The organism is Acinetobacter higginsii (assembly GCF_000369845.1).
GTDB lineage: Bacteria > Pseudomonadota > Gammaproteobacteria > Pseudomonadales > Moraxellaceae > Acinetobacter > Acinetobacter higginsii.
Map to the genome: position 1 here is coordinate 37,834 of NZ_KB850212.1, position 25,748 is coordinate 63,581.

At 39.9% G+C, this 25,748-nt stretch carries 22 protein-coding genes, 1 tRNA gene and 1 pseudogene; 13 read left to right on the forward strand and 11 right to left on the reverse strand.

The genetic code is table 11. The annotated features are described in order from the left end of the window. Nucleotides 1–161 precede the first annotated feature (161 nt). The 6 genes from hemE to F885_RS15040 all read left to right on the forward strand — a co-directional run bounded on the left by hemE (nt 162) and on the right by F885_RS15040 (nt 6,740). The gene (hemE, locus tag F885_RS15070) at nt 162–1,235 is read left to right on the forward strand and encodes a uroporphyrinogen decarboxylase (RefSeq protein ID WP_005202395.1); all 1,074 of its coding nucleotides are present in this window, start codon (nt 162–164) and stop codon (nt 1,233–1,235) included. Between the two features lie 42 nt (nt 1,236–1,277). Beyond that, nucleotides 1,278–2,072 (forward strand): DUF817 family protein, encoded by a 795-nt coding sequence (locus F885_RS15065; RefSeq protein WP_005202396.1) that lies wholly within the window; start codon nt 1,278–1,280, stop codon nt 2,070–2,072. A gap of 184 nt (nt 2,073–2,256) precedes the next feature. Next, nucleotides 2,257–2,727 carry a DUF3015 family protein gene (locus tag F885_RS15060; protein ID WP_005202397.1) on the forward strand — a complete coding sequence of 157 codons (471 nt, stop codon included), beginning with the start codon at nt 2,257–2,259 and terminating at the stop codon, nt 2,725–2,727. Between the two features lie 199 nt (nt 2,728–2,926). Further along, a protein-coding gene (locus F885_RS20570; RefSeq protein WP_085944219.1) for an IS3 family transposase occupies nt 2,927–4,071 on the forward strand; the annotation gives its coding sequence in 2 pieces (ribosomal slippage) (nt 2,927–3,191 and nt 3,191–4,071; 1,146 coding nt in all). A 74-nt stretch (nt 4,072–4,145) separates the two neighbouring features. After that, a complete protein-coding gene (locus tag F885_RS15045; protein ID WP_005314252.1) occupies nt 4,146–5,972 on the forward strand; it encodes an Lnb N-terminal periplasmic domain-containing protein in 1,827 nt (608 codons plus the stop codon). Nucleotides 5,973–5,999: 27 nt separating this feature from the next. Beyond that, a complete protein-coding gene (locus F885_RS15040; RefSeq protein ID WP_005202399.1) occupies nt 6,000–6,740 on the forward strand; it encodes an SMI1/KNR4 family protein in 741 nt (246 codons plus the stop codon). A gap of 11 nt (nt 6,741–6,751) precedes the next feature. Here the strand turns inward: F885_RS15040 and F885_RS15035 are convergent, their stop codons facing one another. The 7 genes from F885_RS15035 to trpD form a co-directional block, all read right to left on the reverse strand. Next, nucleotides 6,752–7,114 (reverse strand): cupin domain-containing protein, encoded by a 363-nt coding sequence (locus tag F885_RS15035; RefSeq protein WP_005202400.1) that lies wholly within the window; start codon nt 7,112–7,114, stop codon nt 6,752–6,754. After that, nucleotides 7,114–7,614: an endonuclease V gene (locus F885_RS15030; RefSeq protein WP_005202402.1), complete on the reverse strand. Its 501-nt coding sequence runs from the start codon at nt 7,612–7,614 to the stop codon at nt 7,114–7,116. Before F885_RS15030 ends, F885_RS15035 begins: the two co-directional genes overlap by 1 nt. Before the next feature lie 12 nt (nt 7,615–7,626). Then, nucleotides 7,627–8,175 carry a GTP cyclohydrolase I FolE gene (gene folE / locus F885_RS15025; RefSeq protein ID WP_005202404.1) on the reverse strand — a complete coding sequence of 183 codons (549 nt, stop codon included), beginning with the start codon at nt 8,173–8,175 and terminating at the stop codon, nt 7,627–7,629. A 91-nt stretch (nt 8,176–8,266) separates the two neighbouring features. Then, a complete protein-coding gene (locus tag F885_RS15020) occupies nt 8,267–8,956 on the reverse strand; it encodes a Smr/MutS family protein (RefSeq protein ID WP_017402419.1) in 690 nt (229 codons plus the stop codon). Between the two features lie 205 nt (nt 8,957–9,161). Continuing rightward, the gene (locus F885_RS15015) at nt 9,162–9,581 is read right to left on the reverse strand and encodes a hypothetical protein (RefSeq protein ID WP_005202407.1); all 420 of its coding nucleotides are present in this window, start codon (nt 9,579–9,581) and stop codon (nt 9,162–9,164) included. 128 nt (nt 9,582–9,709) lie between these two features. Beyond that, nucleotides 9,710–10,516, reverse strand: coding sequence for an indole-3-glycerol phosphate synthase TrpC (gene trpC / locus F885_RS15010; protein WP_005202409.1), 807 nt, complete (start codon nt 10,514–10,516; stop codon nt 9,710–9,712). Between the two features lie 9 nt (nt 10,517–10,525). Next, nucleotides 10,526–11,575, reverse strand: coding sequence for an anthranilate phosphoribosyltransferase (gene trpD, locus F885_RS15005; protein WP_032812186.1), 1,050 nt, complete (start codon nt 11,573–11,575; stop codon nt 10,526–10,528). Between the two features lie 369 nt (nt 11,576–11,944). Here trpD and F885_RS15000 point away from each other — a divergent pair, with 369 nt between their 5' ends. Beyond that, complete coding sequence (locus F885_RS15000) at nt 11,945–14,677, forward strand: TonB-dependent receptor plug domain-containing protein (protein WP_005202411.1); 2,733 nt, start codon at nt 11,945–11,947, stop codon at nt 14,675–14,677. Nucleotides 14,678–14,684: 7 nt separating this feature from the next. Continuing rightward, nucleotides 14,685–17,457 (forward strand): annotated as a pseudogene (locus tag F885_RS14995) (M1 family metallopeptidase). Nucleotides 17,458–17,516: 59 nt separating this feature from the next. Here the strand turns inward: F885_RS14995 and F885_RS14990 are convergent. Both F885_RS14990 and F885_RS14985 read right to left on the reverse strand, forming a co-directional pair. Then, nucleotides 17,517–18,881 (reverse strand): L-cystine transporter, encoded by a 1,365-nt coding sequence (locus tag F885_RS14990; protein WP_005202416.1) that lies wholly within the window; start codon nt 18,879–18,881, stop codon nt 17,517–17,519. A gap of 355 nt (nt 18,882–19,236) precedes the next feature. Continuing rightward, nucleotides 19,237–19,821 (reverse strand): anthranilate synthase component II, encoded by a 585-nt coding sequence (locus F885_RS14985; protein WP_005202428.1) that lies wholly within the window; start codon nt 19,819–19,821, stop codon nt 19,237–19,239. A 622-nt stretch (nt 19,822–20,443) separates the two neighbouring features. Here F885_RS14985 and glnA point away from each other — a divergent pair. The 5 genes from glnA to F885_RS14960 all read left to right on the forward strand — a co-directional run bounded on the left by glnA (nt 20,444) and on the right by F885_RS14960 (nt 25,108). Then, nucleotides 20,444–21,859: a type I glutamate--ammonia ligase gene (glnA, locus tag F885_RS14980; protein ID WP_171057879.1), complete on the forward strand. Its 1,416-nt coding sequence runs from the start codon at nt 20,444–20,446 to the stop codon at nt 21,857–21,859. Nucleotides 21,860–21,982: 123 nt separating this feature from the next. Continuing rightward, the gene (locus F885_RS14975) at nt 21,983–22,474 is read left to right on the forward strand and encodes a chorismate--pyruvate lyase family protein (RefSeq protein WP_005202430.1); all 492 of its coding nucleotides are present in this window, start codon (nt 21,983–21,985) and stop codon (nt 22,472–22,474) included. 15 nt (nt 22,475–22,489) lie between these two features. Beyond that, on the forward strand, nt 22,490–23,371 hold the full coding sequence (ubiA, locus tag F885_RS14970) for a 4-hydroxybenzoate octaprenyltransferase (RefSeq protein ID WP_005202432.1): 882 nt from the start codon (nt 22,490–22,492) through the stop codon (nt 23,369–23,371). A 110-nt stretch (nt 23,372–23,481) separates the two neighbouring features. Then, nucleotides 23,482–24,786 (forward strand): alpha/beta hydrolase, encoded by a 1,305-nt coding sequence (locus F885_RS14965; RefSeq protein ID WP_005202433.1) that lies wholly within the window; start codon nt 23,482–23,484, stop codon nt 24,784–24,786. Nucleotides 24,787–24,901: 115 nt separating this feature from the next. Then, nucleotides 24,902–25,108 carry a hypothetical protein gene (locus F885_RS14960; protein WP_005202434.1) on the forward strand — a complete coding sequence of 69 codons (207 nt, stop codon included), beginning with the start codon at nt 24,902–24,904 and terminating at the stop codon, nt 25,106–25,108. A gap of 19 nt (nt 25,109–25,127) precedes the next feature. Here F885_RS14960 and F885_RS14955 read toward each other — a convergent pair whose 3' ends face one another. Together F885_RS14955 and F885_RS14950 are read right to left on the reverse strand one after the other, a co-directional pair. Beyond that, nucleotides 25,128–25,568 carry a DUF2726 domain-containing protein gene (locus F885_RS14955; protein ID WP_017402421.1) on the reverse strand — a complete coding sequence of 147 codons (441 nt, stop codon included), beginning with the start codon at nt 25,566–25,568 and terminating at the stop codon, nt 25,128–25,130. 58 nt (nt 25,569–25,626) lie between these two features. Beyond that, a tRNA-Asn gene (locus F885_RS14950) sits at nt 25,627–25,702 on the reverse strand. Between the last annotated feature and the right edge of the window lie 46 nt (nt 25,703–25,748).

Sequence of the window (25,748 nt, forward strand, 5' to 3'; positions counted from 1 at the left end):
AAGATATTGCAAGTATTACAGAAAATAATGCAGCTTGCAGTAGCAGTTTTGTGTAAAAGCGAAATTTATTTCAGCTCATAAATTTGAGTACGATTGAAATTATAAATTCCAAGCTAACTTTGTTATGATGCGCGCTATATGAAACAATTTAGAGATGGGTAATGACAACGTTGAAAAATGATCGTTTTTTACGAGCTTTATTACGTGAACCTGTAGACACCACACCTGTATGGATGATGCGTCAAGCAGGACGTTATTTACCAGAATATCGTGAAACTCGTGCGCAGGCAGGGGATTTCTTATCTCTATGTAAAAATACTGACTTTGCTTGTGAAGTGACCTTGCAGCCATTACGCCGTTATGAACTGGATGCTGCAATTTTATTTTCAGATATTTTAACGGTACCTGATGCTCTAGGTTTAGGTCTGTATTTTGAAACAGGTGAAGGGCCGAAGTTTCATAAAACAGTACGTACTGAACAAGATGTGGCAAACTTGCCAAAACTCAATGCCAAATCTGATCTGGCTTATGTCATGAATGCTGTTTCGACCATTCGTTCTGCTTTAAATGGCCAAGTTCCTTTGATTGGTTTCTCTGGCAGTCCGTGGACTTTAGCAACTTATATGGTTGAAGGTGGATCAAGTAAAGAGTTTCGCTTCATTAAAAATATGATGTACGCACAGCCAGAAGTGTTACATGCTTTGCTAGATCATTTAGCTGATTCAGTGATTGATTATTTGAATGCGCAAATTGATGCAGGTGCACAAGCGATTCAGATTTTTGATAGCTGGGGCGGTGCGCTCGCGCATAGAGAATATGTTGAATTTTCATTGAACTACATGACCAAAATTATTGCAGGTCTTCAACGTGAAAAAGATGGTCAACGTATTCCGATTATTGTGTTTACCAAAGGTGGTGGTCAGTGGTTGGAAACGATGCTCACCACAGGGGCTGATGCGTTTGGTTTAGATTGGACCACACCGCTTTATACTGCACGTGATGTGGTTGCAGGACGAGCTGCATTACAAGGTAATTTAGATCCAGCTGTGCTTTATGGTTCAGCCGCTTCAATTGAAAAATCAGTGAAAGCCATGATTGATGATGCTTATGCCAATGGTGAAAAAACAGGCTATATCGCAAACTTAGGTCATGGTATTACCCAATGGGTCGATCCAGCACAACCTAAGATTTTTGTAGATACTGTACATGAATACAGTGCTAAATATTTAGGTTGATATTTTTAAGCATTTCAAGATAAACACGCTAGGATCAGTTTTGTGCCGTTGATTGTATTACCGCTCAACTTTATCTTTAAGGCAGCTTCGGCTGCCTTATTTGGATTGTTGCTTTTGATTGCATTTGCAGTCACCGCACCGATGGGAAGTCATGAATATTGGGGCTTCTTTCGTTATGACTATTTGCTGTTTTATGCCTTGATCATTCAAGTCTGTCTGATCTATTTAAAGCTCGAGTCATGGGCAGAAGCAAAAGTCATTGCTTTATTCCATATCATGGCGATGGGAATGGAAATATTTTTGACCCATCCAGCGATTGCCTCATGGCAGTACCCACAACCAGCGGTATTGAAATTACTTACTGTGCCATTGTTTGCGGGGTTTATGTATTCAGCAGTGGGGAGTTTTTTTGCTCGCTCATTGCGGCTCTATAACGTTTCATTCGAGAATTTGCCGAATTTTGGCAATATGCTGTGTTTGGCAGTGTTGTCTTATCTCAACTTTATGACCAAGTTTTTTATTCCTGATATTCGTGTTGCATTATTTATTTGGAGTATTTTGATTTTCTGGAAAACAAAACTTTATTTTCAATTGCAACAGCATCGTTTTAGGGTGCCGATGTTGCCGATTTTATTGTTGCTTGCCTTCTTGATCTGGATTGCAGAGAACATCAGTACCTTCTATAAAATTTGGTTGTACCCAAGTCAAGTCGATGCATGGCATATGGTGGGGTGGGGTAAATTAGGTTCATGGTATTTATTATTATTGCTGAGCTTAGTGTTGGTATTAAAAATCTTGGGGACGCGAGATAAAAATGGGGCTTGGCGGTTAAATTAGGCCATTCGAAAATCGTTTAAAATGAGCATCTAATTTCCTTTTGTTATGAATATTTCAGATATATTTCAAAATTTATTTGCTAAAGCGCGCTAAGCTCGCTATTTTAACTTTTGTGTAGGAAGAATTACACAACACAATAGTGATAACAAATACTGAAGAATAATTGATACTGGAGATCGTTCCTATGTTAAAAAAAATTGCATTAGCTGCTCTATTGACCGCTGGTTCAACAGTTGCAATGGCTGATAATGATGTCGGTTGTGGTGCTGGTACACAAATTTGGGCAGGTAAAAAAGGTGTTGCACCTAAAATTCTTGCTGCGACAACCAATGGTATTTTTACCAACCAATTATTAGGTATTACTTTTGGTACTTTAGGATGCCGTCAAGGTGGTACTGTCACAGCTCAAGTGGTGACTTTTACCAATGAAAATGCTGAATCTTTAGCGCGTGATATGGCCGTTGGCCAAGGCGAAAGCTTAAATGTACTTGCTGAATTAATGCAAATTAAAGCCAATGACAAAGCACGTTTCTTTGCTGTGTCTAAAGCAAATTTTGCTGAAATTTATTCAAGTAAAAATGCAAACTCGCTTCAAGTGCTAGACGCTTTACAAAGTGTGATGGCAAAAGATGCAGTGCTTAAAGCATACGTTTAATTTGCTACATGTTAAAACCCTGTCTTGATGACAGGGTTTTCTTATACCTACGATCATTATTCTTAAAAATTGCGATTGAATGAAATTAGCTACTTTTGTACTTGCGTCTTTGATGTGTCACTTAGAGGTGGATCAGGAAATTTGAACAACACTTATAAGTGATATTTTGCTCCCCAAATGATGTTATAAACATCAATATATGGAGTATTTTATGGCACGTAGACCAAGAAGAAATCATTCAAATGATTTTAAAGCTAAGGTAGCACTTGCTGCGATTAAAGCAGAAAAAACACTTGCTGAATTGAGTGCTGAATTTGATGTTCATCAAAACCAAATTATCGACTGGAAAAATCAACTGATTTCAGCTTCCTCGCAAGCTTTCGATCAATCAAAAGCTCCAACAGAACCACCCATCGATCTAAAAAAACTACATGCAAAAATCGGTGAGCAGGCATTAGAAATTGATTTTTTAGAAGGTGTGTTGAAGAAACTGGGCCGCTTCAACCACAAAAGTTAATCGATGACTCACTTCAGATTTCAGTATCTAAGCAAGCTCAGCTGCTGAAAGTCTCCCGTGGTTGTTATTACTATCGCCCAAAACCTGTGAGTGCATCAGATCTGAAGCTGATGCGGTGTATGGATGAGTTACATATGCAATACCCTTTTGCAGGTAGCCGTATGATGCGTGATTTGTTGAATCGTCAAGGACATCATATAGGACGACGTCATACACGTACTTTAATGAAGAAAATGGGCATTAATGCGTTATATTGCAAACCAAATTTAAGCCAGGCTAATCAAGCTCACCGCAAATATCCATATCTGCTCAAAGGATTGGCTATTCAGCGCAGTAATCAAGTGTGGTCTACGGATATAACGTATATCCCTATGGCAAAAGGCTTTGTTTATTTATGTGCTGTGATTGATTGGCATAGCCGCAAGGTACTTGCGCATAGAGTATCGATTAGTATGGAGGTTACATTTTGCATAGAAACATTAAATGAAGCTATTGAAAAATATGGTCGACCTGAAATATTTAATACAGACCAAGGCAGTCAGTTTACCAGTGATGCATTTATTGATGTATTGAAATCAAATGACATCCAAATCAGCATGGATGGTAAAGGTCGATGGGTTGATAATGTGATGGTTGAACGATTATGGCGGAGCGTTAAATATGAAGAGGTGTATCTCAAAGCCTACAGCAATGTTTTGGATGCGAAGAAGCAATTAAACGCATATTTTGAATTTTATAATTTGAAACGACCTCATTCGAGTCTGGACAAAATGACTCCAGATGAGTTTTACTATGACCAGCTACCACAACAAAATAAGGTAGCTTAACTAGAGCAGAGTATCACTTATAAATAAGCTTTTAGTTGTTCAAACATGTGGGACCACCTCTCTTTGCCCACGCGATGGTTGAATCAGATTTTCAAACTTATTTGGACATCGCGAAACAAAAACAATTAGATCAGCACATCACATGGCAGCGCTTGATGTATGCCGACCAAAAACAAAATAGTGAAGTTACTTATGCGGGTTATTTTTACGCAAAAGATGGTAAAACAAATTTAAAGAATGAATTACAAGCTGACATTAAAGCCTTATTTGTAGAAGCTCCAGATAACCAATCCATCCGTTGTAAATTTCCCGCGCGTAGCCGCTGGTTGATGCAACAGCTCAACCTTAGTGATCAACAGCTGCCAAAAGTAAATTGTACGGAATTTGAGGACTGGATCAATCAAATCAAACCGTATAAAGCGACTTTGATTTATGCAACAGATTTTATGGGTAATCCAAGTTCGATGTTTGGACATACGCTATTGCGTTTAGATCCAAAGGATCAGAAGCAACTCAATCTAGTGTCCTATGCAGTGAACTATGCTGCCACAGTGAAAGGTGATGATAACTGGTCTTATGCATGGAAAGGTTTAACAGGGCAATATCCAGGTGAATATTCTTTAATGCCGTATTATCGTAAAGTAAAAGAATACGGTGATTTTGAAAGTCGTGACCTGTGGGAGTATGAGCTGAATTTAACCCCAGAGGAAACTCGGTTTCTAGTTGAGCATATTTGGGAAATGCAGCATGTGAGTTTCCCTTATTATTTTGTTAGCGATAACTGTGCCTACCGTTTACTTGGCTTAATTGATTTAGTACGTCCAAATTTAAACTTAAAACAGCAGTTTAACTATGCTGCCATTCCAATTGAAACCTTGAAGGCTGTCGATCAACAAAATTTAGTAAAAGAAGTCGTGTATCGACCAGCTTTGGAAACCCAATTACTTGCTCAAGCCAAGCAGCATGGCACAGCTTTAGCCAAAGTCGCTCATCAGGTTGCTTTTACCGAGACAGATCAGACTCAACCCATTTTAAAAGCATATCAGCCACAAGATCAGGCCAAGATTTTAGAAATGGCTTATGACGATTTATATCTACAATATATTAGCCATAAGGTAGATGCGGATTTTGCCCAACCTCAATTACGTCAGTTACTTGCTCAGCGTAGTCAAATCGAGATTGATAAACAACGTCAAGAACCGATACGTCCGAAAAAGCAGCCTGTAGAAGGGCACCATGCCCGTAACTTGTCGGTAAATGTGGGTGAAGTACAAGGACAGAAGTTTATTGAACTTGGGCATCGTCAGGCTTATCACGATTTAATTGATCCACAAGGTGGCTATCGTGCAGGCACACAACTTTTGTTTTTAGATGGCAGTCTGCAATACCGCGACGACAAGCTTAAGTTAGAACATTTAGATCTACTGTCGGTAAATTCCTATAACCCGATTCAACCATTTAAATCACCACTCACTTGGGGTTTTAATTTAGGTTGGAAACAGGAGTCAGTTGAGAAAGGGCAGTTTAGTGAGGATCAGCAACATGGTGTGATGAATCTAAATATGCAAGTTGGCTATAGCGTGGCAGATTATGATCGTCGAAATTTGTGTTATGCCCAATTGCAAAGTCATATTCAAGGTGGCAAAAATTTAGATAAAGGCTGGCGTGTTGGAGTAGGGCCAACGGTAGGATGTATGAATCTGTGGACAGACAATATTAACAGCGTGGTACAGATTGAGTTACCGTATTGGCAAGATCGGAGTCAGTGGAATTTAAGAGTCGGTATGCAACTTCAATATAGTTTGAATACAAATCATGCTTTACGTTTAAACTGGGATTTTGAACAGCAGGATCATAAAGACTGGAATAAAATCGGTGTGGGTTATGTACACTTTTTTTAAAGTTGATTGTTTTATAGGAAAATAAAAATGTGGTCTGAAGTGGCTCAAAAAATAAAAAAACTTAAACAGTTTGACCAATGTTTTGTTGTAGATGGTGCTAGTCTGAACCAATATATTATTAATTCAGTTGATGAAGAAAAGTTGTTTCAATTAGAAGAGCAACTAAATATTCAAATTCCAACTCAGTTTAGGAGTTTCTTATTGCAGTTGGGTATGGGGTGTTGTGGACCTGATACAGGTATCACGACTTTAGATGATTTTGAGTTGTATTCTATGGATTTAACACCAGAATATGGTGAATGGCTTGATGCTAATGTGAGGAGCTTTATGCGCATTGGCTGGGGAAGCTATATTAGTGAATATTGTATTATTACGAATGGAATGCATAAAGGAATGATATATGAGTTTGAAGAAAATTCATTTTTTATAAAAAGAGCTGATAGCTTTATGGCATGGTATGCTGAATGGCTAAGAATACAATTACGTTGTTTTGAGGTAATTATCGATGAAATAAGAGAAAATGATGATATTACTGAGATTATGATGAATTTATATACGAATTATAAAATACAGCCAGCTTTGACATTAACTAGGTTAAAGAGTTTGCTAGGATGGAAAGACTTTGAAAGGCATATTACACTCAGCTTGATACCCTCTTTTTATTCAGAGCAACAGGTGCGTAAAATTTATTTGCCTGAAAAAGTGGCCTGTGAATTTAAAACAAGAATTGCTCAATATTTTAATAGTGAACCACATTCAGTTTTTTAGAAAAGATAAGTTCAAATCTCAACAATCACATAGTATTTTTTAACTGCTTCAATCACTTCAAATGTACCGACAAATGCGGGTGGAATAATCCCTGCATTTCCAGCAGTCACTTCAATAAAAGAATTGGTTTTTGCATCGTGAATACGCACAATTCCTTCAATGATCTGAAAAAACTCTTGTTTGTTTTCAGAAAATTGAATATTCCAAGCACCGACTTCACATTGCCAGATGCCACAGTCCATATGTGGATGTTCATATAAACTATAGGTTAAACGTTCGGGATTACCTTGAACCAAACGATCGGGACGAGGATAATCAATACTTGCTTCATTTGCGATTAAATCGCCGAAACCTGCTAACTGAACAGATGGCATTAGAAAAACGCTCTACTTTCTTGATCGACTAATTTGAGCAAGTTGGGAATACGATGTTGTCCTGACATCCTCATAATATATTGTTTCGCTTGTTCTAAATCGATGCCAATGCTTGTGATATATAACGGTTTAAGACTTTTACCACGTATAATTTCACATGCTTTAGGCGTATCTTTGAAATAATTCTTCGCCACACCAATCACTGGGATTTTGGGGATCAAGTTTTGCCAGAGATGACTGCCTAAACCAGCATTACCTTCATGACCCAAGGTGACATATCCATCAATTATAATGTAATCAATTGGATCATGAATGTCATGTAGTAACGCAAGAATACAAGGTAATTCTCGTTTATAAAAATTACCTGATTCATATTCAGCAATTGGATGAATGTGTTTTGTATAAATCTGTTTTGGAGTTGTACTTTCCCATACGGGAAAAATTACACCTGCAATGAAAGCTGAATTTTCTTTATAATGAACATCAATGGCTAGAATCATTATTCAGAAAGCTTAATAGTTTTCAGGAACAGCACTTAAGAATTCACGACGTACATCTTTGTCGGTTTTAAAATCACCAACAAAAGAAACCGTACGTGTGGTTGATTCTTGTTTACCTACACCACGCATCATCATACACATATGCGCAGAGTCAATTACAACTGCAACACCACGTGCTTGAGTCACTTCTGCAACTGCTTCTGCAATTTGCTGCGTCAAGTTTTCTTGAACTTGTAGACGACGTGCAAACATTTCTGTAATACGCGCAAATTTTGATAAACCTAAAACTTGACCTTCAGGTAAATATGCAATGTGCACACGACCATAGAATGGCAGTAGATGATGTTCACAAAGTGAATAAAATTCAATATTTTTGACCAATACCATTTCATGGTTATCGGAAGGGAAGAGCGCGCTATTTGTAACTTCTTCAAGCGTTTTGCTATAGCCAGAAGTTAAAAAAGAGAAAGCTTTAGCCGCACGCATTGGCGTATCTTTTAAGCCCGGGCGATTTAGGTCTTCACCAACGGCAGTTAAGATATTTGCGTACGATTGCTGCATAGACATAACAATGTTCACTTAGGTGGGTTGAACAAAAACGGCAATTGTATCAGAAAACGATTGGAAATCTTAATTTTGATAAAAATGCCGATTACTGTTTGTACTTAGGGTTCTTTTCGGCACGTTTGAGCAGGACTAAAACCGCTCCTGTACCGCCTTGATTTTCTGGCGCACTAACGAAAGCAAGCACATCACGATGCTGTCTGAGCCAACCATTGACATAGGTTTTTAAAATTGCTTCGGGCCCTTTACCGTGCACAATTTTAACGACATTTTGATTTTCATCTTTTGCCATTTGAAGTACTTGTAAGACCGCAGCACGTGCTTGCTCAACGGTACAGCCATGTAGGTCAACCGCCTCGAACCAGCGAATTTTGCCTGCTTTTAAGTCTTCAAATACTTTGTGCTGTAAAGTCGCAATGCGATAGCTTAAAGTTGCTTGGCTGGCAACAGGATTTAAGATTGCTTGGGTATCGGAAATTTCTGTAAGCTCTTGCTCTGCGCCACCTTCTGCCGCAGCACGTTTTGCCAAGGTTTGAGCATCGACTTTTTTACTGCGTGCAACGCGAGTATCGGCAATATTTTGATTGTCGATTGGTTTTACCCCAAGCAGGGCTTTTTTAAAAAGCTCAGTATCTTCCAACTCTTCTGCAACGGCTGGAGCTTTTTGTGACTCTGCTTGTTTTGCAATAGCACTCGCTTGAGGATTAGAGATTTGCTTTTTAAAGGCTTTCAGTAAGTTAAACTGGTCTTTAGAAAGCGATGAATCGTGTTTACTCATAAGTTTAGAAAAATAGGCAAGATACGAGAGATATAAAATTATAGTCCGAAACCGTGATGATTTGAACTGAATTGCATTCATAGGGAAAAGGAATGCAATTTAAATCATTAGACAGAATTGAATGTGTAGGTGAGAAATTAATTTAGTTTTTACTTCTACTGTGATCTTTGTATTAAAAAACTAAATGTTTAATGGCGTTTATTACTTAAGGAAGAGTAATGATTTTGATAATGCGTGATTGGTTTAAACCCCTATTCTTAAAGCGATCATAAAGTTCAAAGCATATATGCTCATTTACTTGAACACGCGGCAGAGTATGATCAAAGTCAAAATAACGAATATAGCCAGATTGGTCCATGACAATCGTCAGGCGCTCGATTTGACTTCGTTTCTTGGGGAACATTTTATATTGTTTTACGATGCCACACTCTTCAGTTTTAATGTAGGTCTTTGCGGGGGACAAATACATGGCAATGCCAATAAGAATAAGCCCAGGAATTAAAGTAAAGAAATAGGCGACTCTTGGATCTTTAAAACTCTGAATTTTTTCGTAGAAAAATAGATGACTATAAATAGGAAAGCTAACTAAAAAGATCAGCCCCAAGATTAATAAAAAATTACTCATATTGTTTCATCGATTTTTATCTTTTAGTATTTTGAACTCTAATTTTTATTCTTTATTTAGAGTCTATATTTAGTTCTAGCAACTTTTTTAAAGGTTCAAGGTAGAATTTTACCTTGAACCTGATTTGCTTAGATCTGCTCAGGTTGCCCAAACAATGCATGAAATGCTTGATCAGGGCGAGGCTGTTTCATAAAGCTTTCACCCACAAGGAAAGTATGAATGTCATTGGCTTGCATCATCTCTACATCAGTAGGCATGGCAATACCACTTTCAGTAACTAAGATACGGGAAGCAGGCAATAATTTCTTTAAACGCAATGAGGTATTTAAATCCACATCAAAGGTTTTAAGATTACGGTTGTTCACACCCAAAATACATTGCTCAGAAAGTTTTAGCGCACGTTCCAATTCATATTCATCATGCACCTCAACCAATACATCCAACTGTTGTTCAAATGCTGTTTTCGACATTTCTTCCAGTTGTTGATCTGATAAACATGCCACGATCAATAAAATACAATCAGCATGTAGCGCACGTGCTTCAACCACATTATAAGGATCAATCAAGAAATCTTTACGCAAAGCAGGTAGGGCACAATGCTGACGTGCAATCGCAATATTTTCGTCTGCACCTTGGAAGAAATCCACATCGGTCAATACCGATAAACAGGCTGCACCTGCTTGTTCATATTGTTGTGCAATTTCCGCAGGATTAAAGTCTGCACGGATCACACCTTTAGAAGGTGATGCTTTTTTAATTTCTGCAATTACAGCAGGGCGTTTATGCTGTAAAGCATTGGCAAAACCTCGCACAGGCGTTGCTTCATTTGCCCACTGCTCAACATCATGCAAGCTACGTTGTTTTAAACGTGCTGCAAGCTCCTCATGTTTGCGGTCAACAATTTTACCTAAAATGGTATTTTGAATATCGATCATGAGAAGTCCTTAGTCTGCCTGATATTGTTTCAATGTTTTGGTAAATTCAGCCAAGATACTCATTTTTTCTAAGGCTTGTCCGCCGTAAAGAATATCTTGAGCCAGCTCAACGGCTTGTTTATAGGTTTTGGTAATACCTGCGACGTAAATGCCTGCACCTGCATTGAGTGCAATCATATTTGCTGCTTTTTCGCCTACGTCTGATTTGTCACGACTCAAAGCATCTTTGATTAGCTTTAAGCTTTCTTCTGAACTATTGACGACTAAACCGGTGAGTGTTTGAGAGGCGATACCAACGTCTTCGGGGTTCAACGTCCATTCTGTAACTTCGCCATCTTTAAGCTCAGCCACAGCGGTTGGCGCAGCTAGACTGATCTCGTCTAAACCATCTTTAGAATGCACCACCAGTACATGCTCGGCACCAAGCTGTTTTAATACTTCAGCAATGGGACGGCAAAGTTCATCTGAGAATACGCCAATTACAAAACGATTTACGCCAGCAGGGTTGGTGAGTGGACCAAGTAAATTAAAGATACTACGAATGCCCAATTCACGACGTGGCGCTACCGCATATTTCATGGCTTTATGGTGATTTGGCGCAAACAGGAAACCTACGCCCATTTCACGGATACAACGTTCTGTTTGCTGCATGTCTAAATCAAGTTGAATGCCAATCTGTTCCAGCACGTCAGAAGAACCTGATTTACTTGATACACCGCGGTTACCATGTTTCGCAATAGTTGCTCCCGCAGCAGCGATCACAAAACTTGAAGCGGTTGAAACATTAAATAAGTTTTGACCATCACCACCTGTACCCACGATATCTACCAGATGAGGAATATCACTGACATCAATTTTAATCGCGAATTCACGCATAATACGTGCAGCGGCTGTAATTTCATCAATACTTTCACCCTTCATGCGCAAGCCCATCATTAGCGCACCGATTTGAGCATCAGTGGCTTCACCTTGCATGATACTGCGCATGACATCTTCCATTTGTGGCTGGGTCAGATGGATGTTCTTGGTAATGTTATTGAGTGCCTGTTGGATATTCATAGTCATGAGTTACAGCATTTAATGATTAAAAAATTTGGATGAAAGTGGTTGATGATGAAGGATAGCTCAGCTTTATGTGGTGTGTGTCCCACCCGCTAAAGGGCTATGTTAGCAGAAAATAACTCAAGATTTGGGTTGTGGCTAGAGAGTTTTTAAAATTTAACCCGTTTAGGCGCATTGGTAAATTTGTGACTGGGAGTGATTGAATGAAAAAGGTTTTATTTTATGGGGGAGTTATTTTAGTTTTTATGATAAATAATCAACCATTTGGTATATCTTATTCACACATATCCCTATAAAAAATGTGTATAAATCAACTAAATAAAAGTAGATATATTAGGGCGGTCTTCATTTTACTCATTCATAAATATGTATCTAAATTACTTGAAATATCTTGGGGCTGTTAAAAACAAAGGTTGTTTTGTTTTTGTCTTTATTGCATGTCTTCATCCATTAGAGAGCCATGCGGAGACAAATGTAGAACAGCCACAAACAACGACAACATCGGATAAAGTGGTGCATGTTGCGGTGACAGGTTCACGTATATCCAAAGCCCAGAAAGATGGCCCAACCAGTGTGACCGTGATTACCGCAGCCGATATCGAGAAACACGGTTTTAGTAATGCCTTTGATGCCTTGAATAACCTGACGCAAAACACAGGTTTTGTACAAGGCGCGGATTATGGCAATACTTTTACTCCCGCAGCCAATGCGATTAGTTTGCGCGGTTTAGGGCCGAACCATACCTTAACCTTAATTAATGGACACCGAGTTGCAGATTATCCAGTGCCTTATGACGGCGCTGTGAATTTTGTCAATTTAGCCAATATTCCGACTGCGATTATTGACCGCATTGAAATCTTAAATGGTGGAGCTTCCGCGATTTATGGTTCAGATGCGATTGCGGGTGTAGTCAATATCATCCTGAAAAAGAAAACTGATGGGACACAATTCAATATCAAGGCAGGTGGCACTAAAGAAGGTGGTGAAAATTTACGTCTACAATTGAGTGGCAGTAAAACATTGGACAAGCTCAATCTGGTTTATGGTGTTGAACTGAGTGGGCGCGAACCAATTTGGGCGGCTGACCGAGATTTCATGTCGAGCCGAACGCTTCGAGGGGAAAAGCCAGACACGATCGTTGGACGTAAAAATGCCAAGACAGGCCAATATCTTTCAATTAATGGCTGTGAGGCATTTGATGATCTATTTAAAGGCTCAGTAAAAAATATTGGAAAAGCGGGGACCGATAATTGTGCCAGTGGTTTAGCCAGACCGACCTATTGGACGGTTCAAACCAAGAATCGCAGCCAAAATGGTTATCTCGGTTTAGATTATGAGCTGAATGAGAAAACTCAATTATTCGCGGATGTTTTGATTGGTGCCAATCAAATTGAAAACAATACTCGTGGCCCGACATGGACTTCTTTAGGCGCAAGTAGTGGCTATTTCCTCAATCAAGACACAGGAAATTATGAAATCTGGACACGACGTTTTGCACCAGAAGAACTCGGTGGTGTCGAGCAAGCCAATAAAAAATGGAAAGAACTCTCCTCCAATTTGAACTTTGGTATCCGTGGCGATATTGGAGACAGTAGCTGGCGTTATGAAGCAGCCTATAATGGCTCGATTTATACCAGTCAATTACGTAAACAAGGGCTGGTACGTTCGAATGTTGATGAATATTTCTTAGGTCGGCAATTGGGGACAGATCAAGATGGTATTCCAATTTATTCCCCGCATTTAGATCGTATCAGTCGGCCACTGACCGCTAGTGAGTTTAGAAGCATTTCAGGCACAACTGAGGAAAACGACAAGTCTTGGGCACAGAGTTTAACCCTGAGTGCAAATGGTGATGTGTTTGAATTGCCTGCAGGAACGGCCAAGCTTGCTGCTGTGGCAGAAATTGGACGCCAAGGTTTTAAAATCAAACCCGATAAGGCGGTGGAAAATGGGGACTTCTATAATGCCACTTCCAGTGGTGAATATGGTGGGGCACGTACCCGTCAGGCATTAGGTACGGAATTATTCTTACCTTTAGCTAAACCGCTCAACCTCACCTTGTCTGGACGCTATGACCGTTATGCTTTGTCAGATAGTAGTATTGATAAATTCACATTTGGTTCAGGCTTAGAATTTAGACCACATCCAACCTTATTGGTGCGAGGCAACTACGCAACCAGTTTTCGTGCACCAGATATGAACTATCTGTTTTTGAATAAACAAAGAGGGTATTTCCCAAGTACCACCGATTATTTACGTTGTAGCCAAACGGGACAAGCATTAGATAAATGTAGCTTTAAAGATTATTCGCCTGGTGCGAACTACACACTAACGGGCAACAAAGATTTAAAGCCAGAAGAAGGCAAATCTTATGGTGCAGGTTTTGTTTGGTCTCCAAGCAATAAGTTTGATATTTCCGTCGATTATTGGGATATCAAAATTGATAATCTGGTAACCAATTTAAGTGAAGATAAGATTTTACGTTTAGAAGCTGATTGTCGTTTGGGTGCACAAGATATCAATTCGGCACAATGTGTTGATGCGTTGGCACGAGTAGAGCGCAATCCTACAAATGCAGTGGTTGATCCAAATGTGATCAACAATATCAATATTGTTCCGATCAATGCTGCCTCAGATCATACTCGTGGGATTGATTTCACCAGCAAATGGCGTTGGAAAACAGAAAATTTAGGTAACTTCCTGTGGACGGTGAATTATAGCCGTGTGCTTGAACGTGAATATCAACAATCAAAAGATGGCGAGAAAGATAACTATTTAAAAGACTTAACCATTCCAGATTGGCGAGACCGCTTTAATACCAGTCTCCGTTGGAGTCTCGGTGATTGGGCATCAACCGTATTAGTCAATCGCTACGGCAAGATTCCAAACGGTAATCAAACAGCTTACTTAAGCCCGACTTATTTGGTCAATTGGAGTGGAACTTATCAAATTTCACCCAAGGCCTCTGCATCAATCATTGTGAATAACCTATTTGACAAAGTGAAACACGATGACACAGGCGGATGGCCATATTATCCAGTAGGATCATATTCACCAATCGGCCGTCAGGGTTGGTTGGAGTTTAATTATAAATTCTAACAATGATGTGTGGACGCAGCGAAGTGGTACACCATTTGCTGCGTCTTTTTATTTTAAAAACTACAGAGGACAGATCTCCTATGTTGGTCAAACCTTCATTTAAAAAACAATTGCTACTTACAACATTACTTTCATTATCTGCAACCCAGATTTTTGCATCAAATAGCAATGAACAAATTCCAATCGGCAAATTGCCTGAATGGGCCATACCCGAATCTTATGATTTAGATTTTAAAATTGATCCTGCACAAAAAAGTTATACCGGTAAAACCACCATTCATTTAAAACTGACCCAAGCAACCGATCATGTTTGGATTCATGGCAAATCTTTATCGGTAAAAGAGGCCAACATCCTATCCGCAGCTGGACAGAAAACCACGGCCAAATATGAGCAAGCTTCAGAAGTTGATGGTGTCAGTCTGATTAAATTTGCCCAGACATTACCAGCAGGTCAGTACAGCTTAGTATTGGATTTCAATGCCGATTATGATCAGCAACTGGACGGTATTTATAAAATTGAGTTTGAGGGTAAACCTTATGTCATGACTCAAATGGAGGCGATCAGTGCACGTCAATCCTTTCCATCATTTGATGAGCCACGTTTTAAAACACCCTTTAATATTCGATTAACCATACCAAGTAAATATTCAGGTTTTGCCAATACAAATCAAGTCTCTGAACAGACCGAAAAATCGGGTTGGAAAACTTTAAGCTTTGCCCCGACCAAACCACTACCAACCTATCTACTGGCATTGGCGGTTGGTCCTTGGCAAGTACAACAAGGTCCTGATATTGGTGCGACTGAGTGGCGTAAACAGGCGATCAAATTACGAGGTCTTGCACCCGATGCTAAGGCTGAAAAAATGCAGCATGCCTTGTCTGAAACTCCCGCAATTTTAAAAACATTAGAAGATTATTTTGCATTCGGATATCCATTCGACAAGCTAGATTTGCTTGCTGCACCTGACTTTGCGGCGGGTGCGATGGAAAATCCCGGACTGATTACATTTAGAGACTATCTAATGCTACTGGATAAAGACTCTCCCGTGTCATTTGTACAAAGCTCTTTTAATGTCAATGCGCATGAATTGGCACATCAATGGTTTGGGGATGTGGTGACCATGCCGTGGTGGGATGACCTGTGGTTGAATGAATCTTTTGCCACGTGGATGCAAAGTAAGATTACCCAACAATTACATCCTGAATTTAACGCTGATCTTGAACGTGTCGTTGATACTGCAGGGGCGATGAAAAGTGATAGCTTGGTCAGTGTACGCCGTATCAGTCAGCCAATTTTAAGCAATGCCGATATTCAAACGGCTTTTGATGGCATTACCTACCAAAAAGGTGCAGCTGTTTTAAATATGTTTGAGAGCTATCTAGGCGAAGACAAATTCAAACAAGGGGTGCGTAATTATATTCACAAGCATCAATATGGTAATGCCACAGCCAATGATTTAATTAGTTCCCTTGCAGAACAGTCTGGTCAAGCTGAGCGTTTTAGCAAAGCGGTGAAAAGTTTTATTGATCAACCGGGCGTACCTTTGCTGAGTACCTCATTGCAGCAACAAGGCAATAAAGTCTTTTTAAATGTGAAGCAAACGCGTTACTTACCTGTTGGTTCTAAAGGCGATGCCAACAGTCTTTGGGGGGTACCGTTATGCGTACGTTATGAAGTTCCCAATGCAGCAAGTAAAGTTCAATGTGAGTTAATCGATCAAGCGGAAGCTAAAATTGAACTCAAAGGTGCACGTATTAACAGTTGGTATATTCCAAATGCAGATGCAGCAGGCTATTACCAATTTAGTTTGCCTGAACCAGAACTTGCTCGTCTGACTGCCGCTACAGAAAAACTCTCTAATACTGAACAATTGGCCTATGCCTATGCTGTTTCAGCGGCATTTAACCATGGTGATATTAACCTGTTGGCGGTGGTGGATGTGGCGAAGAAGTTTGCGAACTCGAATAGCCGACAGATTAGTACGGCATTGTTTCAGCAGCTCAGTACAATCCAGCGCCATGTGCTGAAGACTGAGGCAGAACGTGAGCATTTTAGAAAAGTGCTCACGAATTTATATCTACCCAAATTAAATCAATTGGGTTATGCGAGCAAAGCAGGTGAGTCTGCTGAGGATAGTTTGTGGCGTAGTGAGTTAGCCCAATTTCTTGCATTGGAAATTCAGGTGCCAGAAGTGCGTGAGCAATTGTTAAAACAATCCGACGCTCTATTCGCTCAAAAGCAATTGAATTTTGCAACATTACCCCCCGAGCTTTTACCAACGATTTTAGCTGTACGAGTACAAGAAAAAGGGCAGCCTACCTTTGATCGTTTAGCGGGGGAGTTACAACACATCACGCAACCGACCCAACGTTTGGCGATGCTTACTGCCTTAGGCTCAGCAAATCAGGTGGAAACACGTCAGCAGGCACGTCAGTTAGTTTTAGACCCACGTGTGAAAGTTGGTGAAGTACGTACCGTGATTAACTCAATCAATAGCTATAGCGGTGAACAAGGCGGACTTTGGTCATGGTTTAAGGCCAATCACGATGCTGTGTTTGATCGTTTAGGTAAGTCTTCTGCTGGACGCTTCCCTGCATTGTTTAGTGGTGCAGCTTGTACACAACAAGAAGCGACGCAGTTGAATGCCTTCTTTGCACCGAGAACAAAAGAGTTGGTCGGAGTCGAGCGTGGTTTAAATCAAACCAAGGAACGGATTCAACTGTGTGAATCCTTAGTGGCGAAACAAGATGGTTCGCTCGTGCAACAGTTGAAGTTGTAATTTATTCAGTTATAAAAAAGCCAACGATGATGCGTTGGCTTTTTTATTTTCAGTGTGTTTTAAGCATCATTATCGGGCTGTGGATTTCTGACACCGAGTAATTGACTGGTCGCTGTGCCTGCAGTCATCGAACCGTTGACGTTTAAAGCAGTACGGCCCATATCAATCAATGGCTCAATTGAAATCAATAGCGCAACTAAAGTAATCGGTAAGCCCATGGCTGGGAGGACGATTAAAGCAGCGAAGGTTGCACCGCCACCAACGCCAGCTACACCAATCGAACTGAGAGTCACCACCACAACCAATTGGGCAATCCATAACGGATCAAGTGGATTGATACCCACTGTTGGCGCAACCATAACCGCCAGCATCGCAGGGTATAAACCAGCACAACCATTTTGACCAATGGTTGCACCAAAGGAAGCCGAGAAGCTGGCGATACCTTCAGGCACACCCAATTGTTTGGTTTGTGCTTCAATATTGAGTGGAATACTCGCGGCACTTGAACGACTGGTAAATGCAAAAGTTAAAACAGGAAAAACTTTCTTGAAAAAGTCGATTGGATTGACACGTACAAACAGCAAAATCAGCGCATGTACGAGGAACATGATTGCAAGTCCAAGATAAGATGCAACGAGGAACTCACCTAATTTAACGATGTCGGCTACATTTGCTGTTGCCACCATTTTAGTCATCAATGCTAATACACCATAAGGCGTAAATTGCATCACTAAGCGGACAAGACTAATCACCAAGGCTTGCAGCGCTTCAATCCCGTGTCTGATTCTTTCGCCATTGACGGTGTCTTTATCCATCAGTTTAAGTGCTGCCACACCTAAAAATGCAGAGAAAATCACCACACTGATGATCGCTGTTGGACGAACACCGGTTAAATCAGCAAATGGGTTTTGAGGGAATAGTGAAAGCAAGAGCTTTGGAACATCTAAATCTGTCACTTGCCCAATGTATTGACTTTGGATGGTTGCCAGACGTGCTGCTTCTTTGGTGCCTTGTACCAGTCCTTCAGCCGTTAAGCCGAATAAATTGGTGATTCCAGCACCGACAAGTGCTGCAATAGCCGTGGTCACTAACAAGATACCAATCACGAGTACACTGATTTTTCCAAGAGACGTGGTTTGATGTAGTTTCACCACTGCACTTAAAATTGAAATGAAAATCAGTGGCATGATCACCATTTGTAATAGTTGTACATAACCATTACCAACAAGGTTAATCCATGCAATTGAATGTTCAATAACAGGGTTATCACCATAGACCGCTTTAAGGGCTAAACCAAAAAAGATACCTACGATCATACCGATCAGAACTTTTTTGGAGAGACTCCAATCTTTACGGTAGCTAAAAAACAATCCTGCCATGAGCAGGACGAAAACAATAATATTCAATAAAACCAAGGTATTCACAATAGGTTATCCTGATAGATCATTCAGGGGGAATGCTAAGAACAATGACTTAGATTCTATCATCCAGCCGCCCTGAAACTTAATCATTCCTATGACTATAGTTAATCTAAAAAAGTAAAATGCAATCAGACAAAACAGAAATTGAGGATTGAACTTACTTTTTATAACGTGTGAAAAGTGGATTAATTATTGAAAAAGAATGACTTGTTTTTAAGTGTAAGTTTTCAGATTAATTTTAATGCTGAAAATTTGTGCAGTATGTATGAGTTATATATTGTTTTTATATGTTCAAAATAAAAACAGCCTACTTATAAAAATAGGCTGTTTAGATGCTTAGTATTGTTAAATCTTGAGATTAAGCATAAATATCCAAGAAGTTTTTGAAAATTTGATGGCCGTGTTCACTCAAAATAGACTCAGGGTGGAATTGCACACCTTCCACAGGAAGTGTTTTATGTTTGACACCCATAATTTCTTCAATCGTACCATCTGTTTGATTGGTCCAGCAGATAACTTCTAAGCATTCAGGCAAAGTTTCCTGTTCAATCACCAGTGAATGGTAACGTGTAGCGGCAAAAGGCGACGGCAAGTTGCTAAAAATCCCTTTGTCACTATGGTGCATATCGGATAGGCGGCCATGCATCACTGTTTTAGCGCGAATGATATTGCCACCAAAAGCCTGTCCAATCGCTTGATGACCTAAGCAAACGCCAAGCAAAGGAATTTTGCCAGCAAAGTGATTGATGGCTGGAATAGAGATACCCGCTTCACTCGGTGAGCAAGGACCCGGGCCAATCACCAGATATTTTGGCTGCCATCGCTCAATATCCTCTAATGTCACTTGATCATTACGAACAACTTTTACTTCTTGATTCAACTCGCCAAAGTATTGAACGATGTTGTAAGTAAATGAGTCATAATTGTCAATCATTAGAAGCATGATTATAACCTTTTGAAAGATATGCACTTAATTGTGCTATTGAATTAGATAAACCAATCTTAGCGCTGTGTTTTTTCATCTATCTTGAATAGAGAAAAGATTATTCTAGCGATAACGGGAAATCATCATAACAAAACGGATCATTAATGTGGGAAATTTTGAAAGCATTGAAGGCTGAATAAAAGGCTAATTTTGTTTGTTGAAATGAGTTAGTAATTGATAATAAATTTTTGTAATTGAAACACTTGAGAAAAAAAACTGAAAGTGAATCGAAAGTCTAAATGAATTGATTGGAATGATCTTGAAAAGAATGATATAAAAAGCCAATTTACGCGAATAATAAAAGCGTAATTGGCACTACATTGGTTCTTTGTTATATGTATTGCACTATTTTGGTTCATTATGTCTTTTTTGGGGACGAGCTAAAATAGGAATGTTTAAATATGGTGCATTTTTAAATGCAGACATTATAGTAGGCATAGGACAGGGAGCCTAAAGCATTTTTTCTGCAAAGAATTTCAATGTTTTAGGTATGCTTTGAAATTGTTGGTATGATAATTGCTAATTATACATCAACAACTAACACGCACTTAACAAGTGCATAAAAACTTCATTGGAGCAAATGAGCATGGCGAACAAGGTCCTTCAACTCATCAAAGAAAGTGGCGCAAAATGGGTCGATTTTCGCTTTACTGATACTAAGGGTAAAGAGCAGCACGTAACTTACCCAGCTGATACCATTGATGAAGATACATTTGAAGACGGTAAAATGTTTGATGGTTCTTCAATTGCAGGTTGGAAAGGCATTGAAGCTTCTGACATGATCTTACGTCCAGATGCTGAAACAGGTTTTCTTGACCCGTTCTTTGCTGAGCCTACAGTTGTTGTGACTTGTGACGTTATCGAGCCTTCAACTGGTCAAGGTTACGAGCGTGACCCACGTTCGATTGCTCGTCGTGCTGAAGAATATTTAAAATCTACAGGTATCGGTGATACAGCATTCTTCGGTCCAGAACCAGAATTCTTCGTTTTTGACGAAGTGAAGTGGGACATCGACATGTCTGGCGCGCGCCACACATTGATTGCTGAAGAAGCTGCTTGGTCTACAGGTAAAGACTACGAAGCAGGTAACTCAGGTCACCGTCCACGTGTTAAAGGCGGTTACTTCCCAGTTCCTCCAGTTGACTCTCATCAAGACATGCGTGCTGAAATGTGTGCACGTATCGAAGACATCATGGGTCCTGGTCGTGTAGAAGTACATCACCATGAAGTTGCATCTTGCCAATTAGAAATTGGTGTGAGCTTCAATACCTTAGTTCGTAAAGCGGACGAAGTTCAACAGTTCAAATATGCAGTTTGGAACGTTGCGCATCAATATGGTAAAACAGCGACATTCATGCCTAAGCCAATGGTTGGTGATAACGGTTCTGGTATGCACGTTCACATGTCAATCTCTAAAGATGGCAAGAACTTGTTTGCTGGTGACGAATATGCTGGTTTATCAGAAATGGCATTGTTCTTCATCGGTGGTGTAATCAAGCACGCGCGTGCGTTGAATGCGATTACCAACCCAGGTACAAACTCTTATAAGCGTTTGGTTCCACACTACGAAGCACCAATTATGCTTGCTTACTCAGCACGTAACCGTTCTGCTTCTATCCGTATTCCTTACGTTTCTAGCCCTAAAGGCAAGCGTATCGAAGCACGTTTCCCTGATCCATTAATGAACCCATACTTAGGTTTTGCTGCATTGTTAATGGCTGGTCTTGATGGTATTCAAAACAAGATTCACCCAGGTGAAGCTGCTGACAAAAACTTGTATGATCTTCCTCCTGAAGAAGAAGCAAAAATCCCAACAGTTGCTCACAACTTGGAAATGGCGATTGCTGCACTTGAAGCGGATCATGAGTTCCTGTTGAAAGGTGGTGTATTCACTAAAGAAATGCTTGATGCATATATCGAACTTAAAACTGAAGATGTGCGCCGTCTTAACACGACGACTCACCCAGTTGAATTTGATATGTACTACAGCCTGTAATACATACAGATTGAAAAAGCTCGCTTCGGCGAGCTTTTTTTATGTTTTTGATTCAATTGAAAGTCATGCGTTTTTCCAAAGAAATTCATGTACACTAATCGCGATGTTTTTAGTGAGCCAAGCATGCGAAATTTACGACCAAACAGAATTAAGGGACGAGAGATCCCAACTGAAATGAAAAAATGGTTGTATGCATCTGGTTCTCTTACTCAGCAATTGACTGATCTGGGTGAGGGGGAGTTTCATGTTGAACGGACAAAAGAGCATTTTCAACGACTCACCTTTAACGATAGCCAGTGGATGCAAATGCCAGCACACCATATTGCATGGGTACGTGAAACCAATCTTTATGGTAGTGAAACAGAAGCTTGGGTAAAAGCAAAAAGTATCTTTCCTATTTTAAGCTTACATAAGAAAGCACGATTATTTCGGCATATTCGTAATAAGCCTATTGGTTGGTTTTTATTTCAACGAACCAATCCTGCCTGCGAAAGGCGGGTTATTTATCTTGAAGAAGGTTGGACCAGACAAAGTTGCTATACTTGGCATGGCTGCAAATTTATTGTGCAAGAAACATTTCTTCCCGCATTTGAACAGTTTATTCGACAGCATTGACTCTAAGGATTCATCATGGAAACAGTGCAACACACAACATGGCGGCAACGTTTAGAAGCCTATTACTATCTATGCCGTTTTGATAAGCCTGTAGGTACAGAACTGGTCTTTTGGCCAACCATGTGGGCACTATGGATTGCTGCTGGTGGTTTACCGCCATTGCAGATTCTCATTGCGATGGTTTTGGGCACGATTTTTATGCGTGCAGCGGGCTGTGCGATTAATGACTTCGCTGATCGTAAAGTCGATGCTCATGTAGAGCGTACTAAAACACGCCCATTAGCCACTGGCATCATTCGTCCACGCGAAGCGGTTTATGTTTTTTTGGGATTAGTTGCAGCAAGTGCGTGTACTTTATTTTTTCTACCGATTGCAACGTTTTATTGCGCCCTAGCAGGTCTAGTACTGGCATTTGTTTACCCTTTTATGAAGCGCTATACACACTTACCACAAGTGGTTTTAGGGATGGCTTTTTCATGGGGAATTCCCATGTCTTTTACCGCGATGGGGAAGCCCTTAGATTTAACCTGTTGGCTTTTATATTTTGGTAATTTGGCATGGACGGTGGCTTACGACACTCAGTATGCGATTACCGATCGAGAATATGATTTAAAAATTGGAGTGAAATCGACAGCGATTTTATTCGGTCGTTACGATATACAAATTATCGGGTTACTCCAGATTCTCAGTTTGTTGCTGATCGGTGGGGCTTTATATTTAGAAAATCTGTTGTTACCGTTTGGATTGATTGCGTTGTTGATCGTTGCGGTAGATTTTGCCTATCAAGCTTTCAAAACCAAAGATCGTGATCCACAAATTTGTTTTTGGGCATTTCGTCACAATCGTTGGGTAGGACTGATTATTTTTCTTGGAATTTTTTTAGAATTAATATTTTAATCTGACTAAATAGTTGAAAAGTGTCCTATGCAGGGCACTTTTTTTATGCCTTAATAATACGGCATGTAGATTCATGCACAAAAATAAGATAAGGACTAAAAGGATATTTTATGAAACGGTCAAACATTGCTTTAGCAGTTACTTTCTCGATTTCTGCATTATTTTTAACAGCGTGTAATGACAATGATGATGATTATACCGGGGTAGATTCGAATAAAACCTATCTGTCTGAAACGACTTATTCTAAGGATAAAGTGGATAATGCCTCATCACTCAAGGTAATGACTTATAACATAGAGAATGTTCAAGGTCGCACTGCCAAAGCAACCGCATTGGTGATGTTCCCTAAAGTTGCTCAGCCAGCTGATGGTTATAGAGTGGTGGTCTGGGAGCATGGTACGGTTGGGGTAGGTGATAGCTGTGCACCAAGTAATAATACTGTGAATCCTCGCTTTAAAATCCTCGCTGATACTTTATTGGCGGCGGGTTATGTGGTGATTGCGCCAGATTATGAAGGTTTGGGGACTCCAGGAATTCATCCATATCTAAACTTGGGTAGTGAAGCTAAATCTGCGATTGCAGCGGTAAAAGCAGCAAAAGATCATTATGGGGCGAAACTCAATGGACAATGGATGTCTATTGGTCAGTCTCAAGGTGGTCATGCTTCATTGGGTACTGCTGAATTTGCAAATAATGATGCAAATTACAAAGGTGCGGTTGCGGGCGCTCCTGCATCGAGCCTTGGTTATATCATCTCTGTTGTTGCACCACAGGCAATTGCAAATATTCTTAAGCAAGAACAGGCTGGTCTTGCACCAGTAGGTACAGCGGTTGAAGTCTATGCAGAGCTGCTTGCTTATGCTGCATATACCACTGTTGGTATTACTGCTTATGATTCTAAATTTAATTATCGGGAAATTTTTCAGGAACGTTCTCGCTCAATTGCTGAATTCGCCGAAGGTACGACAGGTGAAAATGGCATCTGTTTAGATGATTTGCATAATAAGTTTGCAGCAGATATTCGTGACTTTATCAGCAAAGATACCACTAAAACTGTTTTGGACTATCCGGGCTTAGCGGGTAACTTCCAAGAAAATCCAACAGTGAAAAAATTCCTATCAGATAATCAACCTGCGACCAAGAAAATAAACAGTCCAGTAATGATTATTCAGGGGACATTAGATATGGCAGTGCCTTATCCAGTGACAGATTCCTTGCAAAAAGGATTGATTGCATTGGGTACTAAAGTCACATTCGTGCCAGTTGTTGGAGCGAGTCATACTCAAGCGATTGTATGTAAAAATGCGGATGCTTATGGCTTTATCCAAGCCAATATGTCAGCAGGTACAGGTATCGTATTGACGGATGCGCAGAAGGATGCCAGCCAAAGCCCTCACTGTACTGGTAAATTCTAAGATTTCTTTGCTTATTTAGAAGAAATTTACTTTTAAAAAGAGTCTCTTTATAGGGGCTCTTTTTTGTTATATTGTTGCACAGTTTAAAGCCATGCAATTTGAGTTTAAATCACTTATGAGCCAGCCACCTGTTGAGAAAAAATCAATCCCTTGGTTATTAATGAGTTTGGGATTGTTAATTCCAATTTTTATTGTAGGTATGGCCTTTGTTGCTGCGAAAAGTGATGCGCAAACCAAGAAAAAATATGACCAGCAACGCGCTGAAATGGCAAAGAAATTTGAACAGCAGAAAAATGCTGAACAAGCGACAAAGGCGGAATAATTTTTCTTAAATTAGCTGACTATCGGAGATCCATCTGTAGCTGTTTTATAGATGGAATCTCCGTATAACGTTGTACTTGATAGCCTGCTTCTTGTAACATCTGATCGCGCTTTTGATCTTCTAATTCTTTGCCTAAATGACTCGGGTCATCTAACTCAATAATCGCCAAAACATTCATCTGCTGATCTAAAACCACAAAGTCTGTCACCTTGCGATTAAACTTACTGCGGATCTTATAGTGATCACTAGTAATCAATGCACTAAAGGCTACCTGCGCAAGTACATGATGCTGTGGAAAGGCCTGTTGTAATCGTACAAACATTCTTGATTCAAATGATGTGATGACAGGTCGAGCAAAGAATTTTTGTTTGGGAAAGAAAGGGCGTATACAGCTAAAAAGCAAGATAGCTGTACTAATAAAACCAATCGTTAGAAATAAGAAGTGATTCGATTCAAACATGTATTTATCAAAGAGCAAATAAAAAACCCACTCAATTAAGAGTGGGTTTTTAGAATCTTGGCTCTCCCACCTGGGCTCGAACCAGGGACCTGCGGATTAACAGTCCGTCGCTCTACCGACTGAGCTATGGGAGAATCTGGAGCGAATTTTAGGGCCTAAATGGCAGTCCGTCAAGTAAAA

Coding starts and splice junctions, on each gene's coding strand:
- ubiA (WP_005202432.1), top strand. CDS start 22,490: ATGGAAACAGTGCAACACACAACATGGCGGCAACGTTTAGAAGCCTAT.
- F885_RS14955 (WP_017402421.1), bottom strand. CDS start 25,568: ATGTTTGAATCGAATCACTTCTTATTTCTAACGATTGGTTTTATTAGT.
- F885_RS15045 (WP_005314252.1), top strand. CDS start 4,146: ATGGTTGAATCAGATTTTCAAACTTATTTGGACATCGCGAAACAAAAA.
- F885_RS15015 (WP_005202407.1), bottom strand. CDS start 9,581: ATGAGTAATTTTTTATTAATCTTGGGGCTGATCTTTTTAGTTAGCTTT.
- trpD (WP_032812186.1), bottom strand. CDS start 11,575: ATGAATATCCAACAGGCACTCAATAACATTACCAAGAACATCCATCTG.
- F885_RS15040 (WP_005202399.1), top strand. CDS start 6,000: ATGTGGTCTGAAGTGGCTCAAAAAATAAAAAAACTTAAACAGTTTGAC.
- F885_RS15060 (WP_005202397.1), top strand. CDS start 2,257: ATGTTAAAAAAAATTGCATTAGCTGCTCTATTGACCGCTGGTTCAACA.
- folE (WP_005202404.1), bottom strand. CDS start 8,175: ATGCAGCAATCGTACGCAAATATCTTAACTGCCGTTGGTGAAGACCTA.
- hemE (WP_005202395.1), top strand. CDS start 162: ATGACAACGTTGAAAAATGATCGTTTTTTACGAGCTTTATTACGTGAA.
- F885_RS14985 (WP_005202428.1), bottom strand. CDS start 19,821: ATGCTTCTAATGATTGACAATTATGACTCATTTACTTACAACATCGTT.
- F885_RS15000 (WP_005202411.1), top strand. CDS start 11,945: ATGTATCTAAATTACTTGAAATATCTTGGGGCTGTTAAAAACAAAGGT.
- glnA (WP_171057879.1), top strand. CDS start 20,444: ATGAGCATGGCGAACAAGGTCCTTCAACTCATCAAAGAAAGTGGCGCA.
- trpC (WP_005202409.1), bottom strand. CDS start 10,516: ATGATCGATATTCAAAATACCATTTTAGGTAAAATTGTTGACCGCAAA.
- F885_RS15035 (WP_005202400.1), bottom strand. CDS start 7,114: ATGCCATCTGTTCAGTTAGCAGGTTTCGGCGATTTAATCGCAAATGAA.
- F885_RS14965 (WP_005202433.1), top strand. CDS start 23,482: ATGAAACGGTCAAACATTGCTTTAGCAGTTACTTTCTCGATTTCTGCA.
- F885_RS14960 (WP_005202434.1), top strand. CDS start 24,902: ATGAGCCAGCCACCTGTTGAGAAAAAATCAATCCCTTGGTTATTAATG.
- F885_RS15020 (WP_017402419.1), bottom strand. CDS start 8,956: ATGAGTAAACACGATTCATCGCTTTCTAAAGACCAGTTTAACTTACTG.
- F885_RS15030 (WP_005202402.1), bottom strand. CDS start 7,614: ATGATTCTAGCCATTGATGTTCATTATAAAGAAAATTCAGCTTTCATT.
- F885_RS14975 (WP_005202430.1), top strand. CDS start 21,983: ATGCGAAATTTACGACCAAACAGAATTAAGGGACGAGAGATCCCAACT.